General features: G+C 35.3%; 11 protein-coding genes and 1 rRNA gene. All 12 read left to right on the plus strand.

Features of this window, described 5'->3' with window-relative positions:
- Positions 1-49 precede the first annotated feature (49 nt).
- A complete protein-coding gene (locus EOD40_RS13850) occupies positions 50-3310 on the plus strand; it encodes a SusC/RagA family TonB-linked outer membrane protein (RefSeq protein ID WP_164905485.1) in 3261 nt (1086 codons plus the stop codon).
- Between the two features lie 29 nt (positions 3311-3339).
- The gene (locus tag EOD40_RS13855) at positions 3340-4902 is read left to right on the plus strand and encodes a RagB/SusD family nutrient uptake outer membrane protein (protein WP_128196528.1); all 1563 of its coding nucleotides are present in this window, start codon (positions 3340-3342) and stop codon (positions 4900-4902) included.
- A 184-nt stretch (positions 4903-5086) separates the two neighbouring features.
- Complete coding sequence (locus EOD40_RS13860) at positions 5087-6703, plus strand: arabinan endo-1,5-alpha-L-arabinosidase (protein WP_128196530.1); 1617 nt, start codon at positions 5087-5089, stop codon at positions 6701-6703.
- A gap of 150 nt (positions 6704-6853) precedes the next feature.
- Positions 6854-8401 carry an alpha-N-arabinofuranosidase gene (locus EOD40_RS13865; protein ID WP_128196531.1) on the plus strand — a complete coding sequence of 516 codons (1548 nt, stop codon included), beginning with the start codon at positions 6854-6856 and terminating at the stop codon, positions 8399-8401.
- Positions 8402-8409: 8 nt separating this feature from the next.
- A complete protein-coding gene (locus EOD40_RS13870; protein ID WP_128196533.1) occupies positions 8410-9399 on the plus strand; it encodes a glycoside hydrolase family 43 protein in 990 nt (329 codons plus the stop codon).
- A gap of 6 nt (positions 9400-9405) precedes the next feature.
- Positions 9406-10392: an arabinan endo-1,5-alpha-L-arabinosidase gene (locus EOD40_RS13875; protein WP_128196535.1), complete on the plus strand. Its 987-nt coding sequence runs from the start codon at positions 9406-9408 to the stop codon at positions 10390-10392.
- A 42-nt stretch (positions 10393-10434) separates the two neighbouring features.
- Entirely contained in the window at positions 10435-12420 is a 1986-nt protein-coding gene (locus EOD40_RS13880; protein WP_128196536.1) for an alpha-L-arabinofuranosidase C-terminal domain-containing protein, read from the plus strand.
- 137 nt (positions 12421-12557) lie between these two features.
- Positions 12558-14249, plus strand: a complete 1692-nt coding sequence (locus tag EOD40_RS13885; protein ID WP_128196538.1) for a ribulokinase — start codon at positions 12558-12560, stop codon at positions 14247-14249.
- 69 nt (positions 14250-14318) lie between these two features.
- On the plus strand, positions 14319-15020 hold the full coding sequence (locus EOD40_RS13890; RefSeq protein WP_128196540.1) for an L-ribulose-5-phosphate 4-epimerase: 702 nt from the start codon (positions 14319-14321) through the stop codon (positions 15018-15020).
- A gap of 141 nt (positions 15021-15161) precedes the next feature.
- Positions 15162-16670: an L-arabinose isomerase gene (gene araA / locus EOD40_RS13895; protein ID WP_128196542.1), complete on the plus strand. Its 1509-nt coding sequence runs from the start codon at positions 15162-15164 to the stop codon at positions 16668-16670.
- 100 nt (positions 16671-16770) lie between these two features.
- Positions 16771-17949, plus strand: coding sequence for an aldose epimerase family protein (locus EOD40_RS13900; protein WP_128196544.1), 1179 nt, complete (start codon positions 16771-16773; stop codon positions 17947-17949).
- An 877-nt stretch (positions 17950-18826) separates the two neighbouring features.
- A 16S ribosomal RNA gene (locus EOD40_RS13905) occupies positions 18827-18929 on the plus strand; the annotation flags it as partial.

Genomic DNA, 18929 nt, shown 5'->3' on the forward strand with positions numbered 1-18929 from the left:
ATTTACTAACCATTTTTTCTTTTTTAAGAGAAAATTTTTACTAACCAGTATGAAAGCTTTTATATTACTTTTTTGTACGACTGCTTTTAGTTTTTCTTCAAGTAAAGTTTTTACGCAAAATGTAAAAATTGTTGTAGATAAAGATAAGATTGTAACTATTGATGAGGTTTTTGACCTTTTAAGGGAGCAAACTGATTTTACATTTATCTATCAGGAAGATATGTTTAAAGATGTTCCAAAAATAAAACTTAAAAAAGGGACAATTAGTGCTGATAAGTTGCTAAATGAAAACCTAGCCAGTGAAGGTTTTAATTTTGAACTTATTGGAAAGAATAAAATTGTAATAACCAAAGTTAAACCAGAAGAAAAGGTACAACAGAAAATAAAGGTTTCAGGAATTATAAATAATTCAGATGGTGCACCCCTGCCGGGAGTGAATATTCTGGTAAAAGGTACTGCAATAGGTGTACAAACTGATTTTGATGGAAGATTCTCTATAGATGTAGCCGGGCCAAATTCAGTACTTGTAATTTCTTATATTGGCTATGTAAATCAGGAAATTAAAGTTGGAAATCAAACTAATATTATAGTTAAACTTTTAGATGATTACGCTAAGTTGGATGAAGTTGTAGTAATTGGATACGGTACACAAAAAAAATCGGATCTTTCTGGATCTGTTGCTGTTGTAAACATGGAAAGTGCAAAAAAAACAGTTACTTATGATGTTGCCAAAATGCTACAAGGTCAAGCACCAGGTGTTACCGTACAATCTTCTGGCGAACCAGGCGGATTTGTTAATATTAAAATTAGAGGACTAAATTCTTTTAGTAACAATAACCCTCTTTTTGTAATTGACGGAATGATTGTGGATGCACCGTTTGATTTTGCTCCTGGCGATGTTGAGTCGATGCAGGTTTTGAAAGATGCGTCTTCAGCAGCTATTTATGGTGTTCGTGGTGCTAATGGGGTAGTAATTATTACTACTAAAAAAGGAAAAACAGGAAAACTGGACATTAAATATAAATCGCTTGTAGGTTTTCAAAATGTGGCTAGAACTTGGGATGTAACAGATAGAGTAGGTTATCAGACTATTACAAGTGCTGCTGAAAAAAATGCAGGATTAACAATAGCTCCGGGTAACGACCCAACTAGCAGTAGTTACATTACTAATGTTGACACAAATTGGCAGGCAGAAGCTTATAAAACAGGAGTTATTGAAAATCATTCCTTAGCCTTCAATGGAGGTGCTGAAGCTTTGGCTTACAATCTGAATATGGATTATTTCAAAAATAGTAGCTATATCAAATCTCCTCAGGATTATGAAAGATTGTCTATGAATTTGAATTTGAATGGTAAAAAAGGGAAATTCAAATACGGTACAAAAATCGGATATACTCAATCTGACAAAGAAAATTTTAATAGTTATGTTGGTGAAACTGCAATTGGAGCTTTAGTTGGAGCGGTACCTACAATGCCAGTATATGATGCGAACCGATTAGGTGGTTATGGTGGTACAACCAACTTAACACAAAGAGCTATTTCGCTTAACGTTATTGGATTCAATAACTTAATCGAAAACAAGGGGCAAAGAAACCGTTTTATTGGAGATGTATGGGGAGAATATGAAATTGTAAAAGGTTTAAAATATAAAATTGACGCCAGTTTTGACCGATTGGATTATGAAAACAGAAAGTACGTTCCGCAAAGTGATTTGGGATGGTATTATATTACTACAAAAGAAGAAGCTTCTCTAGATGTTTCAACAGGAAGTACAGACAAAACATTCTTTAACAACATATTGACTTATGGATTAGAAATCAATAAACATAAATTCGATGTGTTGGCTGGTTATGTACAAGAACGCAGCGATTCATTCAATCACTGGTCAAGAGGGGTAGGTTATGATTATGGCGAAATAAGTAAACTACAATATGCTGATGATACTAGTACGGGAGAAAGTAATGTAACTATAACTGGTAAATCATATATAAGCCGTATTAATTATTCTTATGATGACCGTTATCTGTTTCAAGCCAACTTTAGACAAGACAAATCATCTCTTTTTAGTGAAAATTTCAATTCTACTAATGCTTACTCTTTTTCAGGAGCATGGAAATTAAGCAACGAAAAATTCATTCACTTGCCGGAATGGGTAAGCAATGTCAAATTGAGAGCTAGTTATGGTAAATTAGGGAATAACACTATTGCTCCGTATTTCTTCGCTACAACAATCAATAGTTTTGCGGGATATGATTTCAATAATGCATTGGCTCCAGGTACAACTGTTGTTGCTTCTCTAGATCCAAATGTAAAATGGGAAGATGTAAAAACTACTGATGTAGCTGTTGAACTTGGATTATTTGACAATGATTTACAGTTTACAGCTGAGTATTTTGTGAAAAATTCGACAAATCTTTTAATTGGAGTTCCGTTGCCATACTCTACTGGTGCATTCCCGGCAAGTATTACAACAAATGCTGGTGCTATGAGAAATAAAGGTTTAGAATTCGCAGCAACTTATAACAACAATAATCATGCATTCAAATACAGCATCTCTGCCAATTTAGGAACTTTAAAAAACGAAGTATTGCAAATTGGTATCAATGGGAATCCAATCTATGGTGCTGCTTCAAAAACAGAAGTGGGACGATCTATGGGTGAAATTTACGCATACGAAACAGATGGAATTTTTCAAAGTGCTGCCGAAATTGCTGCTGCTCCAACACAAACTAACGCAGGAGTGGGAGACATTAAATTCAAAGATATTAATGGAGACGGAATGATTAGTGATCTTGATAGAACCTATCAAGGAAAAACAATCCCTAAATACAGCTATGGGTTCAACTTTAGTAGTACATACAAAAATTGGGATTTCTCTATGTTTTGGCAAGGTGCTGGTGGAAACAAAGTCTTTAACAGTATCTATCGTAACTTAATGGCAGGACAATATGGCAATCATCATACTGATATGCTTAATTATTGGACACCAACAAATACCAATACAGATGTACCTCGACCAATCATTGGTGATCCAAATGCCAATGGAAGAGATTCTAATAGATTTATTGAAAAAGGAGACTATATAAAATTGCAAACTATGGAAATTGGATATCAACTTCCAATACCAACAAACAGTTTTATTCAAAAAGCAAAAGTGTTTGTAAATGGACAAAATCTATGGACAATTACTAAATACCGTGGAGGCGACCCTGATTTTAACAGCAACGACGGATCTTTCTCAAGAGGATATGACGGAGGCTCTTTCCCAAATCCTAGAACTGTTTCTTTAGGACTTGAAGTAAATTTTTAAAATTAGCAAACCATTAAAAACGAATCAAAATGAAATATAAAATATATAATTATTTAGCTGGTTTCTTTTCACTGCTTATCATAACAACAAGCTGTGTTAACGATGAAGATTTAATTCAAGTTGACCCAAACAATGATGCTGCAGATTCATTCTGGAAAAATGACCAAGACGCTATAGAAGGTGTAAATGCTGCCTACGGTAGTTTACTAACAGATGGTACTTACATGAGAAGTACTCCTTTATTATTAGACTTAAAAGGAGATGATTGTAGAAGTAACAGCCCATGGGATGCGATGTACAATGTAGGTCGTTTCAATTCGAATGTATCAAATTCTGCCATTTATGGTTGGGCTTTTGAAACTTACTATCAAGGGATTTACCGCGCCAATCAAGTTTTGACCAATGTTCCGAGTATTAATATGACTGATGCAGCTCTTAAAAACAGAATTTTAGGTCAGGCTTATTTTTTAAGAGGATTGTACTTGTTTCACGCAGTTAACATGTTTAAGAAAGTACCGGTACCAACTGAAATCGCAGCTTTTTATCCTCAAAAAACCAACGAAGAAGGATGGGCACAAGTAATTGCCGATTTTAAAAAGGCAGCTGAATTATTACCTACATCTTATACTACTGTTTCAGGTTTAGATGCAGGTCAAAAAGGACGTGCTACAAAAGGAGCGGCTTTAGGATATTTAGGGAAAGCTTATTTATTTACTAAAGATTTTCCAAATGCAAAAATAGCATTTAAACAAGTAATCGATTTAGGAGTTTACTCTTTAGTATCTAATTACCGTGATAACTTTACTGACACTAACGAAAACAATTCAGAATCACTATTTGAAGTACAATTCAGTAGATCTGCAGGCGGTGTTGATTTAGGTTGGGGTGGTGCTCCTGCTTCGGGATGGGGAAAAACATCTGCCAGGGCTATTACTTATGGGCCTAGAGCTTTTGGATGGACAGACGTACAACCTACTTGGACTTTATATAACGAATTTCAACAAGAAAAAACGACTGCAAATACAGTAGATCCACGTTTAGATGCTACAATGTTCTACAATAAACCTGGAGGAATGCAGCTTTATGGGCAAAATTTCGCTACTGTTTATTCAGGAAATTCAGCAGATTTAAATGATTTATTTTGTAGAAAATATGAAAATTCAGATGGGGCTTATGCTAACGAATTCGATTGGCGTTCTGGTATAAACGAACGTTTATTACGTTATGCTGATATATTGTTAATGTACGCTGAATGTTTAAACGAAACAGGTGATACTCCAGGAGCTTATACTTACATTCAAATGGTTAGAACTCGTGTAGGTTTACCAAATTTAGCTATTGTAAAACCAGGGTTAACTCAAGCGACTATGAGAGACCAAATTGGTCATGAGAGATTCCTGGAGTTCCCACTGGAAGGACACCGTTTTGATGACATCCGCCGATGGGGTTGGTTACAAGACCCCGTGAAATTAGCATGGTTAAAATCAAGAGATGTTGAATTTAATTCCTATGCTGCAGGAAGAGAGTTTTTTCCAATCCCACAATTAGAAATGGACAATAACCCTGGAACAATTCAAAACGATGGTTATTAATTTTTTTTTTAAATAGTTAGTTAATTATGTTTTTAATATCATAATGGTAAGCTTTTTACAAGCTTACCATTAGGGTATTATAGTTTAAAAAGCATTTTAAAGCTTTAAAAATGACAAATGAAAATTAGAAATTACAATTCCTCCTTTCTCTGTAATAGTTTTAGAGGGAAATAAAAAGAAAAAAATGAAAAACTCAAATTCCATTTTAAAAATAGCTTCTTATTTTGGGCTTTTTTTATTTGTACTTGCTGCAGTAAGTTGTTCAAAAGAAGACGCTACAGATGATGCAACAGATCCTCCAGTAGTTATACCGCCTGTTGTTACTCCTACATTTGCAGGACCTACTTATCCGGATAATTACACTTCTATAGCTTCTTGGGATAGTCGTTCGCAATGGAATTTAGCCAATGTACACGATCCTTCTGTTGAAAAATGTGGTGATTATTATTATATGTATCAAACCGATGCTTCTTATGGAAACGCACATGACGGGCACGGACATTTTATGTGCAGACGCTCCAAAGACCTTGTGAATTGGGAATTTATAGGTTCTTCAATGACCACGGCACCAGCTTGGGTAAAAGATTCCTTGAATAACAAAAGAGCCCGAATGACACCTGCATTACCAGCCATCACCAATCCTAATTATGGATATTGGGCACCATGTGTTCGTAAAGTAGGTAACAAATATCGAATGTATTACAGCATTGTAGTTGATAATCCTATAGTAGGAACTGATTTTACTTATTCATGGTCAGAAAGAGCTTTTATTGGTTTGGCTGAAACAGATGACTTAGCATCTAATGTCTGGGTTGATAAAGGAATGGTAGTTTGCTCAGAACCGGATGGGTTAAAACCTTATTCTTTTACAGGTACCAGAAATTGGGAAGATGCTTATTTCAAATTTAATGCCATTGATCCTAGTTTTATCGAAACTCCTCAAGGCGAGCAATATTTAATTTACGGTTCTTGGCATTCGGGGATTGCGGCTTTGAAACTGAATCCAACAACAGGAAAACCGGATCAACTCAAAACCTTGAGTGATTATGGGACTCGCATTGCCAGTCGTAGCACTACTAGCCGTTGGCAAGCTTCTGAAGGACCTGAGATTATATACAATCCGGACACTCAATATTATTATCTTTTCTTGGCTTATGATGGTCTTGACGTTCCATACAATACAAGAGTTTGTCGTTCCAGAAGCATTACAGGTCCATATTTAGGTATCAATGGAGCCAATGTTACTACTGGAGCCGATTGTTGGCCTATGCTGACACATCCATACGCTTTCAATTCACACACAGGTTGGGTTGGATTTTCTCACTGTGCCGTGTTTCAAAACCCGGATACCAAACAATGGTTTTATTCTTCACAAGCCCGTTTACCGGTAGGTGTTCCGGGAATCAATGTTTCCAATGCTATTATGATGGGGCATGTTCGCGCCATAAAATGGACAGAAGACGGCTGGCCTGTTGTTGATCCAGAGCGTTATGCCGCAGTTCCGACCACAACAATTACTGAAGCTTCATTCATAGGGACTTGGGAACAAATTACAATGAACTATCAGTATGCAACCATTCAAAAATCAACTACAATATATTTGACTGCTGACAAGAAAGTAAGTGGTGGAGTTACTGGAACTTGGGCGTATGACAGCACTAACAAAACACTAACTGTAAATGGTATAAAATGCAAAGTTAGTGATGCTTGGGACTGGGAAAGAAGCACCCGAAAAGTCACCATTTCTTATTCAGGTCTAACTTCAGATGGTAAACCGGTTTGGGGTAAAAAAGTAGATTAAAAACAAAGAGCCCTTTCAATTCAAGAGAGGGTTTTTGTTAAAAAATAAGCTGACTTTATTTGATTTATAAGTTTGTTTTTATGCTTTTATTTTATCTATATTTACAAATGTTAAACATACACTTATAACCAATAAAAAAATGTAACTAGAATGAAAAAAAATCTGTTCTTATTGTTGGCTTTTACTTTTTGTAGTCAACTAATTTTTTCACAAAAAGAAACTACGGTACTTAGTATTAAAAAGGCCGAAAAACCTACTACTATCAATAAAAATATTTATGGTCACTTTGCAGAACATTTGGGGAGATGTATCTACGGAGGTTTTTTTGTAGGCGATACATCTAAAATTCCAAATACAAATGGAGTTCGAAATGATATTATTGCAGCTTTAAAAGAATTAAAAATACCAAATTTAAGATGGCCTGGAGGTTGTTTTGCCGATACCTATCATTGGAAAGATGGTATTGGATTAAAAGAAAACAGACCTACAATTGTAAATCAATGGTGGGGTGGAACTACTGAAGATAACAGCTTTGGGACTCACGATTTTTTAAATTTATGCGAAGTCTTGGGAGCAGAACCTTATTTGGCTGGTAATATTGGAAGTGGAACGGTTCAGGAATTGGCTGACTGGGTTCAGTATGTGAACTTTGCAGGGAAAAGTCCAATGAGTGATTTGCGTAAGAAAAACGGAAGAATCGAACCATGGAAAGTGAAATTTTGGGGTGTTGGAAATGAAGCATGGGGATGTGGAGGAAATATGACTCCAGAATATTATGCTGGCGAGTATAGAAAATATGCCACATTTATGTCGGATTGGGAAAATACAGGTGGCTTAACTCGAATTGCTTCAGGAGCTAACGGAAGCGATTATAATTGGACAGAGGTTTTGATGAAAAACATTCCAAATAATATGTTGGGAGCACTTGGGGTGCATCATTATGCAGTGATTAATTGGAACAAAAAAGGGGATGCGGTAGATTATAATGAAAACCAGTATTTTGAAACCATGAAATCGGCTTTGAAAATGGAAGAATTGGTTACGAAGCATGCTGCTATTATGGATAAATATGATCCTGCTAAAAAAGTAACTATGGCTGTAGACGAATGGGGAGGCTGGTATGAAGTAGAAAAAGGAAGTAATCCTGGATTTTTGTACCAACAAAACACGATGCGTGATGCTATGATTGCCGGTGCTACATTGAATATCTTTAATAACCATGCCGATAGAATACGTATGGCTAACTTAGCACAATGTGTTAATGTATTGCAAGCGGTTATTTTGACTGATAAGGCAAAAATGATTTTGACGCCAACATACCACATTATGAAAATGTATCGTGTACATCAGGATGCTGAGTTGTTGCCTGTAAATTTCACTTCGCCATTATATACATTTGAAGGAAAAAGTCTTCCTGCTATTTCAGCTTCTGCTTCAAAGGATAAAAGCGGTTTAGTGCATGTTTCATTAGTAAATGTTGATGCTAAGAAAGAGAATAAAATCGAAATTGATTTGGCTGAATTGGGTTTGAAAAATGTTACAGCTACGATTTTGACTTCTAAAAAATTACAGGATTATAATTCATTTGATAAACCAAATGCAATTGAACCTAAAGAATTCAAAGGTTTTAAAAATGCTAAAGGAAAATTAGAAATCACTATCCCTGCATTTTCAGTTGTAATGTTAGAAGGAAAATAATAATCAGAATGAAAATCACAACAATAGTATGTAGTGCGATACTTTTATCAGCAGTTGTTTCCTGTAAAACAGCTGCTGTAAAAGAATCTGCTTCTACCGGAAATCAGCCATCGCTGAAAATGAATAACCCTATCATTACCGATAAATATACCGCCGATCCGGCAGCTTTAGTTTATAAAGACAAGGTATATCTTTATACAGGACATGATGTTCCGGAAAAAGGAGTGAATTCCTATCGAATGAACGATTGGCTGGTGTATTCTTCTTCGGATATGGTGAATTGGAAGGAACATCCGGTGCCGTTAAAAACTTCTGATTTTACCTGGGCAAAAGGAGATGCCTGGGCAGGACAAGTCATTGAAAGAAATGGGAAATTTTATTGGTATGTTGCTATTACGCATGGAGCAATTCATGGAAAAGCAATTGGAATTGCAGTTTCTGATAGTCCAACAGGCCCTTTTAAAGATGCTTTAGGAAAAGCATTAATCACTAATGATATGACTACCAAAACTAAAATCAGCTGGGACGATATTGATCCATCTGTTATTATTGATGATGACGGTCAGGCTTATCTTTTTTGGGGAAATACCGTTTGTAATTATGTGAAATTAAAAGAAAACATGATTGAAATGGACGGCCCAATGCAAACCATAGATTTGCCTAATTTTACCGAAGCACCTTGGATTCATAAACGAAAAGGATGGTATTATTTATCTTATGCATATCAGTTTCCTGAAAAAATCGCCTATGCCATGAGTAAATCAATCACAGGTTCTTGGGAATACAAAGGAATTTTAAATGAGGTGGCCGGAAATTCGAATACCAATCATCAGGCGATAATTGACTTTAAAGGAAAGTCCTATTTTATTTATCACAATGGTGTTATTCCTACTGAGGGAGGAAGTTTCAGAAGATCAGTTTGTGTAGATCGTCTTTTTTATAATGAAGATGGAACTATGAAACGAGTAATTATGACATCAGAAGGAATTCAAAAATAAACCAAAATGAAATTGAACAAAAACATACAAAACCCATTCTTGTTACTGACGTTGTTGGTCTGCTGCTTTTCTTCGGCTCAGGATATTAGCGTTCACGATCCGGTGATGATTAAACAAAAAGACACCTACTATTTGTACTGTACGGGTCGCGGAATTAGTGTTTTTAGTTCAAAAGATTTAAAAAAATGGAATAAAGAGCCGGCAATATTTAAAGAAAAACCTGTTTGGGCTGATTCTGTTGCGGCTGATTTTAAAAATCATATTTGGGCACCGGACATTTCCTTTCACAACAATACTTATTATTTGTATTATTCGGTTTCTGCTTTCGCAAAAAATACTTCGGCGATCGGGGTTGCAACTAACACTACTTTGGATTCAAAAGATTCTGCCTACAAATGGGTTGATCACGGAATTGTGATTCAATCCGTTCCTAACAGAGATTTATGGAATGCCATAGACCCTAATTTGACATTCGACGAAAATAACACGCCTTGGCTAGCTTTCGGTTCTTTTTGGGAAGGACTGAAAATGGTAAAATTAAATCCCGATTTATTGTCAATTGCGCAGCCTCAGGAGTGGCACACTATTGCAAAACGAAAGAGAACTTTTGAATTAGCCGATGCTAATCCTGGAGATGCAGCCTTAGAAGCTCCTTTTATATTCAAAAAGAACGGCTATTATTATCAGTTCCTATCATGGGATTTATGTTGTAGAGGAAAAGAAAGTACTTATAAGGTAGTTATTGGAAGATCAAAAAATATTGTAGGGCCTTATATTGATAAAGATGGTAAATTATTAACTGAAGGAGGAGGTACTTTAGTGGTTCAGGGTGGCGAAAATTATTACGGTGTAGGGCATAACAGCGCTTATACTTTTGATGGAGTAGATTATATCTTTTATCATGGCTACGATGTAAAACAGAACGGGAAACCTGTTTTAATTGTTAAAGAGTTAAAGTGGGATGAAAATTTGTGGCCAATAGTCACAGAATAATTAAAAATAAAGCTAATATTAAAACCAAAATAAAAGAATAAAATGAAATTAAATTTAATAACTAAAAGTACCGTTTGCGGTTTGTTACTTAGTAGTTTTTTGGCGACAGCCCAAAAAACAAAACTGGAAGTAGATTTAACAAAATCAATTACTAAAATCCAACCAACCATGTATGGTATCTTTTTCGAAGATATCAATTTTGCCGCCGATGGAGGTTTGTATGCCGAAATGGTTAAGAATAGAACTTTTGGGTTTGATGCTCCGCTTATGGGATGGTTGCAGCCTAATAGTAATGTGCATTCATTTAATAAAGAGTCAGGAATTGCAACTCCAATGCATACTTCTGAAAATCCTAATAATCCTGATTTTTGTAGAATTATTATCAATAATGATAAAGGATACCAGATTTTAAATGAAGGATTTAGAGGAATGGGAATTAAGAAAGATGCGAAATACAATCTTTCATTAAAAGCGGCCAATCATAACAACGCCATAAAAAAAATAATTGTACAATTTGTTGATGCTGACAAAAAGGTTTTGGGAGAGACTTTTATTGTTCCAACATCTACTGGCTGGAAAGACTATTCGGCACAAATTGTTGCTACAGGAACTGAAGCAAAAGCACAATTAAAAATCACTTTTGAAGGAACTGGAACAATCGATTTAGATATGATTTCGTTATTTCCTGAAGAAACCTGGATGAATCGAAAAAATGGTTTGCGTAAAGATATTGTTCAGTTATTATATGATTTAAAACCTGGGTTTATCAGATTCCCTGGCGGATGTATCGTTGAAGGAAAAACATTGGAAAACAGATACCAATGGAAAAAAACAGTTGGTGCTGTTGAAAACAGAGAGACGATGATTAATAGATGGAATGTGGAGTTTAAAAACAAACAGGCACCAGATTATTTCCAGTCTTTTGGTTTAGGATTTTTCGAATATTTCCAACTAGCGGAAGATGTAGGAGCACAGCCATTACCAATTTTAAGTTGTGGAATCGCTTGTCAGTACAATTCGGGTGAATTAGTTCCAATGGAAGAATTAGATCCTTATGTTCAGGATGCTTTGGATTTGATCGAATTTGCTAATGGAGCCGTGACAACCAAATGGGGAAAATTAAGATCCGATATGGGACACCCAAAACCGTTTAATCTTAAATTTATTGGAGTTGGAAACGAACAATGGGGGCCACAATATATTGAGAGATATAAGGTTTTTGCAGCAGCTATAAAAGCAAAATATCCTAATATGACGATTGTTTCAGGAGCAGGACCTTCGCCTGACGGAGCAATGTTCGATTACGGATGGGATGAACTTAAAAAGTTAAATGCTGATGTTATTGACGAGCATTATTATAAAAACCCGGAATGGTTTAAAGAAAATGCGACAAGATATGATAAGTACGACAGAAAAGGACCTAAGATTTTTGCAGGAGAATATGCGGCGCATCCTAAAGGTGTAGAAGATGGATTGAAAGAGAATAACTGGTTGTCAGCGCTTACAGAATCGGCATTTATGACAGGTTTGGAGCGTAATGCCGATGTGGTTCATTTGACTTCTTATGCGCCTTTGATGGCTCATGTTGATGCTTTTCAATGGGCTCCTGATATGATTTGGTTTGATAATTTAAACTCTTACGGAACAGCTAATTATTATGTTCAAAAATTATACTCAAACAATAAAGGGACTGATGTTTTGTCAATAACAAAAGATGGAAAAGCCTTAACGGGACAAAATGAGTTGTATGCTACTGCGGCAAAAGATGTAGATAAAAAAGAGTTGATTTTAAAACTGGTAAATACATCTGACAAAGCTCAGGATCTTGAAGTTAATTTATCTGGACAAAGTGTCGATTCTAAAGGAAAGATGATTGTGTTGACCCATGAAAATTTAGAGGATTACAATACATTGGCTGAGCCAACTAAAATTGTTCCTGTTGAAAAAGAATACAAATTAAGTGGAAAAAAAGCCTCAGTAAGCTTACCGGCTTATTCATTTGTGGTATTGAAATTAAAGATGAAATAAGTCTTATTTTTTCGAGAAACTTTAGTTGAGCAAATTTTTAACTTAATTGTTCAAAATTTAATAAAAAACATTAAGTGTTAGTGGTACACTTAATGTTTTTTTGTTATATATTTGTAGCCATATTTTAAATAATGAAGATGAAAAATTATGTAATAGGTCTAGATTACGGATCGGATTCAGTTCGTGCCGTATTAATTGATACCGAAAACGGGCAAGAATTAGCCTCAGATGTTTGCCATTACAAAAGATGGAAAAACAAACAGTATTGCAATCCGTCAATCAATCAATTCCGTCAACATCCTTTGGATCATATCGAAGGATTGGAATCAACAATTAAAAATATTGTATCAGCAAGCAAGGTAGATCCTTCGTTGATAAAAAGTATCTGTATTGATACAACAGGTTCTTCGCCTGTTCCTGTTACCGAAGACGGAACTCCGTTAGCTTTAACAGCTGAATTTGCTGAAAATCCAAATGCAATGATGGTTTTGTGGAAAGATCATACAGCTATCAATGAAGCCAATGAAATTAACGAACTTGCCGCTACTTGGGGAGGTGAAGATTTCACTAAATACGAAGGAGGAATTTATTCTTCGGAGTGGTTTTGGGCAAAAATATTACACATTGCCCGCGAGGATGAGGCAGTTAAAAATGCCGCTTATACTTGGTTAGAGCACTGTGATTTAATGACTTATTTGTTAATTGACGATAAAGATTTAAAAACATTCAAAAGAAGCCGTTGTGCAGCAGGACATAAAGCCATGTGGCACGAAGACTGGAATGGATTACCACCAGAAGAATTCTTAGGTAAATTACACCCATACTTGGCGCAGCTAAGAGGAAAATTATACGATGAAACTTATACTTCAGATCTAGTTGCCGGAACTTTAAACCAGGAATGGGCTACAAAATTAGGTTTGACTACTGATACAATTATTGCTGTTGGAACTTTTGATGCACACTCAGGATCTGTTGGTGCTAAAATTGACGAGTACGCTTTAGTTCGTGTAATGGGAACTTCAACTTGTGATATTATTGTTTCTGCTAAAGAAAACGTAGGAAGCAAAACCGTTAAAGGTATTTGTGGACAAGTAGATGGTTCAGTTATTCCAGATTACATTGGTTTGGAAGCGGGACAATCTGCTTTTGGAGATGTATTGGCTTGGTTTAAAGATACACTTTCTTGGCCATTGGATAATTTGGTTTACAACTCAACTATTTTATCTGAAGAGCAAAAAGCACAGTTAAAAGAAGAAGTAGAATCTAATTTCATCAAGACTTTAACAGAGCAAGCTGAGGCAATTCCATTATCTGAAAGTATTCCAACTGCTTTGGACTGGGTAAATGGTCGTAGAACTCCGGATGCTAATCAAGGATTGAAAAGTGCAATGACTAATTTATCATTAGGAACAAAAGCGCCACATATTTTCAAAGCTTTAATCAATTCAATCTGTTTTGGTTCTAAGAAAATTGTAGACCGTTTTGAAGAAGAAGGTGTTCGTATTGACAGCGTTATCGGAATTGGTGGTGTAGCGAGAAAATCACCATTTATCATGCAAACTTTGGCTAATGTATTAAACAAGCCAATTAAAGTTTGTGCTTCTGATCAGGCACCGGCTTTAGGAGCTGCTATTTATGCTGCTGTTGCTGCCGGAATTTATCCAAATGTGATTGAAGCTGCTAAGAAAATGGGAAGTGATTTTGAAAGCGAATATTTTCCTCAGGAAGATAAAATTGAGAAATATCAGGAATTGATGGATTCGTATTCTGAATTAGCTCAATTTATAGAAAACCAGATCGAAAAAAAATCTCTTGTAACGATAGAATAAAAAGAGGGTTCTTGATAACTAAAATTTAAATATTTTTTAGGAAGAATCTATAACAAAATAATAAGTAATATGAGTTCAAAATACCAAGCATTAAAACAAGAATGTTATGAAGCTAATATGCAACTGAACGAGTTGAATTTAGTAGTGTACACTTTTGGAAATGTAAGTGCAGTAGATAGAGAAAATGGCGTTTTTGCTATCAAACCAAGTGGAGTACCTTATGAAGAATTAAAGGCGGAAGATATTGTTATTGTTGATTTTGATAATAATATTATCGAAGGAGACAAACGTCCTTCTTCTGATACAAAAACACATGCTTATTTATATAAACATTGGCCAAACATTGGTGGTATTGCTCATACACACGCTACTTATTCTGTAGCTTGGGCGCAATCACAAAGAGATATTCCTATTTTTGGAACAACTCATGCTGACCATTTGACTGCTGATATTCCTTGTGCTGCGCCAATGGCTGATAACCTTATTGAAGGAAATTATGAGCACAATACAGGAATCCAAATTTTAGACTGTTTCAAAGAAAAAAATCTTTCTTATGAAGAGGTGGAAATGGTTTTGCTAGGAAATCACGGTCCATTTGCCTGGGGAAAAAATGCTGCTAAAGCGGTTTACAATTCTAAAGTATTAGAAGTTGTGGCTCAAATGGCTTATTTGACTTTGCAAATTAATCCTGCTGCTCCAAGATTGAAAGATTCTTTGATTAAAAAACATTACGAACGTAAGCACGGAAAAGATTCGTATTACGGACAGTAAATTTTAGATTGCAGATTTTAGAATTTAGATTGCAGAAAATTGAATAGAAAAAATAGAGCTTAATATTTCGATTCCCTGTTTTTTGGAGAGGGTTGGGAGAGGTTTAAGTAAAACAAGAATAATAAATAAACAAAATAAAAAATGATTGATATTTCTAAAAAAGAAATTTGGTTTGTAGTAGGAAGCCAAAACTTATATGGTGAAGAAACTTTAAAGCAGGTTGCTGTGCATTCTCAGGAAATTGCAAAAGGTATTGATGCTTCTTCTCATGTTCCTGTAAAAGTGATTTACAAATCAGTGGCAAAATCACCTAGTGAAATCACTGATATTTGTTTGGAAGCTAATACAAACAAAAACTGTATTGGTATCATCGCTTGGATGCATACTTTTTCTCCGGCTAAAATGTGGATTAATGGTTTAAGTATCCTTAAAAAACCATTATGTCATTTACACACACAATACAATGCTGAAATTCCATGGGCTTCTATTGATATGGATTTCATGAACTTGAATCAATCAGCTCACGGAGACAGAGAGTTTGGTTACATTATGTCAAGAATGCGTAAAAAACGTAAAGTGGTTGTAGGTCACTGGGAAGATGTGCGTGTTCAACAAAAATTAGGAAACTGGTCTAGAGTAGCTTTAGGTTGGGACGAAATGCAAAATTTAAAAGTAGCGCGTTTTGGAGACAACATGCGTGAAGTTGCTGTTACTTGTGGAGATAAAGTAGAGGCTCAAATTCGTTTTGGTATGTCTGTAAACGGATATGACTCTTCAGATATCGTTAATAAAATGAAATTAGTTACTGAAGCGCAAGTAGATGCTTTAGTAGCGGTTTATGAAGAATCATATAATTTAGCTCCAAAATTACAAGTAGGAGGAGAGCAAAGACAATCATTGTTAGATGCTGCTAAAATCGAATTAGGTTTAAGAGCTTTCTTAGAAGAAGGTGGTTTCGGTGCTTTCACAGATACTTTTGAGAACTTAGGAGAATTAAAACAATTACCAGGTATTGCAACTCAGCGTTTAATGGCTGATGGTTACGGTTTTGGTGGTGAAGGTGACTGGAAAACAGCTGCTATGGTTCGTGTTATGAAAGTAATGAACATCGGTCTTGAAGGAGGAACTTCTTTCATGGAAGATTATACTTATCATTTTACACCTGAGAAATCTTATGTTTTAGGTTCTCACATGCTGGAAATCTGTCCTTCTATTACTGATGGAAAACCTTCTTGCGAAATTCATCCATTAGGAATTGGTGGAAAAGAAGATCCGGTTCGTTTGGTATTCAATTCGCCTGCAGGTGATGCTATCAATGTATCGTTAGTGGATATGGGAACTCGTTTCCGTTTAATTGTAAACGAAGTAACTGCTGTAAAACCAATGGCTGATTTGCCAAAATTACCAGTAGCTCGTGTACTTTGGGATTGTAGACCTAACTTGGATATCGCTGCTACTGCTTGGATTCTTGCAGGTGGTGCTCACCATACAGTGTACAGCCAGGCTGTAACTACTGAGTTTATGGAAGATTTTGCTGATATCGCTGGAATCGAATTAGTGGTTATCGATAACGATACTAGAATTCGTAATTTCAAAGATACTTTGAATGCAAATGAAGCTTACTACCATTTATTCCAAACTGGATTGTAATCTTTTTTAGAAACAAATTTACCAAGTCATAAAGTCGAAAGTTAATGTTACTTTTGGCTTTATGACTTCTCTATTATCATTAACCTAATAAAATAAAATTATGAATCTATTAAAAAGTTGTGTCTTAGGATTGGCTGTTATTACTACAGCAGGACTTTCTGTTCAATGTAAAGGGGAAAAGAAAGAAAACCAGGAACAAAATGTTACTCAAAAAGACAGTGTTACTATTGAGAAATCAGAGTACGGAACTACTGCTAAAGGAGAAAAGATTGACAGCTATAAGTTGAAAAATCAAAAAGGAATGGAAGTGGATATTATGACTTATGGAGGAATTATTACTTCTTTAAAAGTGCCTAATAAAGCTGGGGTTTCTGAAGAAGTGGTAATTGGTTTTAATAATTTCGAACAATATACTAAAGACAATCCTTATTTTGGAGCTTTAATCGGTCGTTATGGAAATCGTATTGCTAAAGGTAAATTTACTTTGGATGGTAAAGAATATAAATTGGCAACTAATAATGGTAAAAATGCGTTGCACGGAGGACCTGAAGGATTTCACAGAAGAATATGGACTGTTGAAGAGGCTAAAGGCGGTGATGCTGCAACTTTAAAATTGAAGTACATCAGTAAAGATATGGAAGAAGGTTATCCAGGAAATCTAACGGTTTTTGTTACTTATACTTTAAACAAAGATAATTCTTTGGATGTTCTTTACGAAGCTACAACTGACAAGAAAACAGTGGTGAATCTTACACAGCATTCTTATTTCAACTTATCAGGCGATTTCACTAAAACAATCTTAAATGATGAAATCACTATTGATGCGGATAAATTGGTACCTGTAGATGCTGACCTTATTCCAACAGGTAAATTAGATGATGTGACTAATACTCCTTTTGATTTCAGAAAACCAAAAGCTATTGGTAAAGATATTGAAGTAACAAATGACCAATTGAAAAAAGGATTAGGTTATGATCACTGCTGGGTGTTGAATAACCAAGACAAAGGATTCCGTTTTGCGGCTTCTGCTTATGATCCAACTAGCGGAAGACTATTGGAGGTGTACACTGATCAGCCTGGAATCCAATTGTACACAGGAAACTTCCTGGACGGAACTTTACCAACCAGAGACGGTAAAACTTACGCACACAGAACAGGACTTTGTTTAGAAACACAACATTATCCGGATTCTCCAAATCAAAAAGATTTCCCAACTACGGTTTTAAACCCTGGAGAAAACTATAAAACAAAAACTTCTTTCAAGTTTTCTGTTAAGTAATATTAGGAAACAGAATTTGTTTTAATCTATTAAAACCTGTCTCGTTCTAAACGAGGCAGGTTTTTTTATGTTTTTGTATGAAGTTAATTTTGTACATATATATAAGAGTGATTTTTTGAAGCTATTTCCCGCTGTCTGCTATATCTCTTGTGTCCGCTGTCGCTACCACAAGAGGATGTCGCTACTATCGGGGCTAGAGTTTGCGCTTGAAATAGTGATATGTGCTATATATAATGGTATAGTTTATTAGAAAAGCCTTTGCGGGCTTTGTGTCTTCTTAGTGTTCTTTGTGTTTAAAAACAGCATTTATTTGTCTAAAATCCTACAAACGCTAAAAAAGTCAAAAAATAAAAAGCACGTTTTCAGAGTATTAAAAAATAGTTTGAAAATACTTTCGAAAAGCTATTGTAGAAACGAATAAAGGTTCTACTTTTGCACCCGCAACAACGCATACGTTCTTTAAAATACTGACAAACATTAAATCGGAATTAGAGATTTATTTCTTTAAAAAAAAGGTTTAAAAAAGTTTGTGAGATTTAAAAACAGATATTACATTTGCACCCCGCAAAAGCGACAAGTTATTTGAAAAGCTGGTAAGAAAATTAAAAAGAAACGAAGAAAAAATCTTCGAAAAAAAACTTTAAAAATTTCTTGCGAGATTAAAAAGAAGTTGTACTTTTGCACCCGCTTCGAGAGACATATCAAATGTGAAAAACGAAGAGAGAATTAAGAAGAACACGTTCCTAGACATATTGAATTGACAGCCGTCCCGATAATTATCGGGGCAAAAGAATAAGAGTAATAGAATCGAGAGATTAGAATAAACCACTAGAACTTCAGTCAGATAATAAATAGAGATGAAAATCTCAAACAATATACGATGAAGAGTTTGATCCTGGCTCAGGATGAACGCTAGCGGCAGGCTTAACACATGCAAGTCGAGGGGTATTGGTTTTCGGACCAAGAGACCGGCGCACGGG

This window comes from Flavobacterium sufflavum (assembly GCF_004016525.1).
In the GTDB taxonomy this organism is placed as follows: Bacteria; Bacteroidota; Bacteroidia; order Flavobacteriales; family Flavobacteriaceae; genus Flavobacterium; species Flavobacterium sufflavum.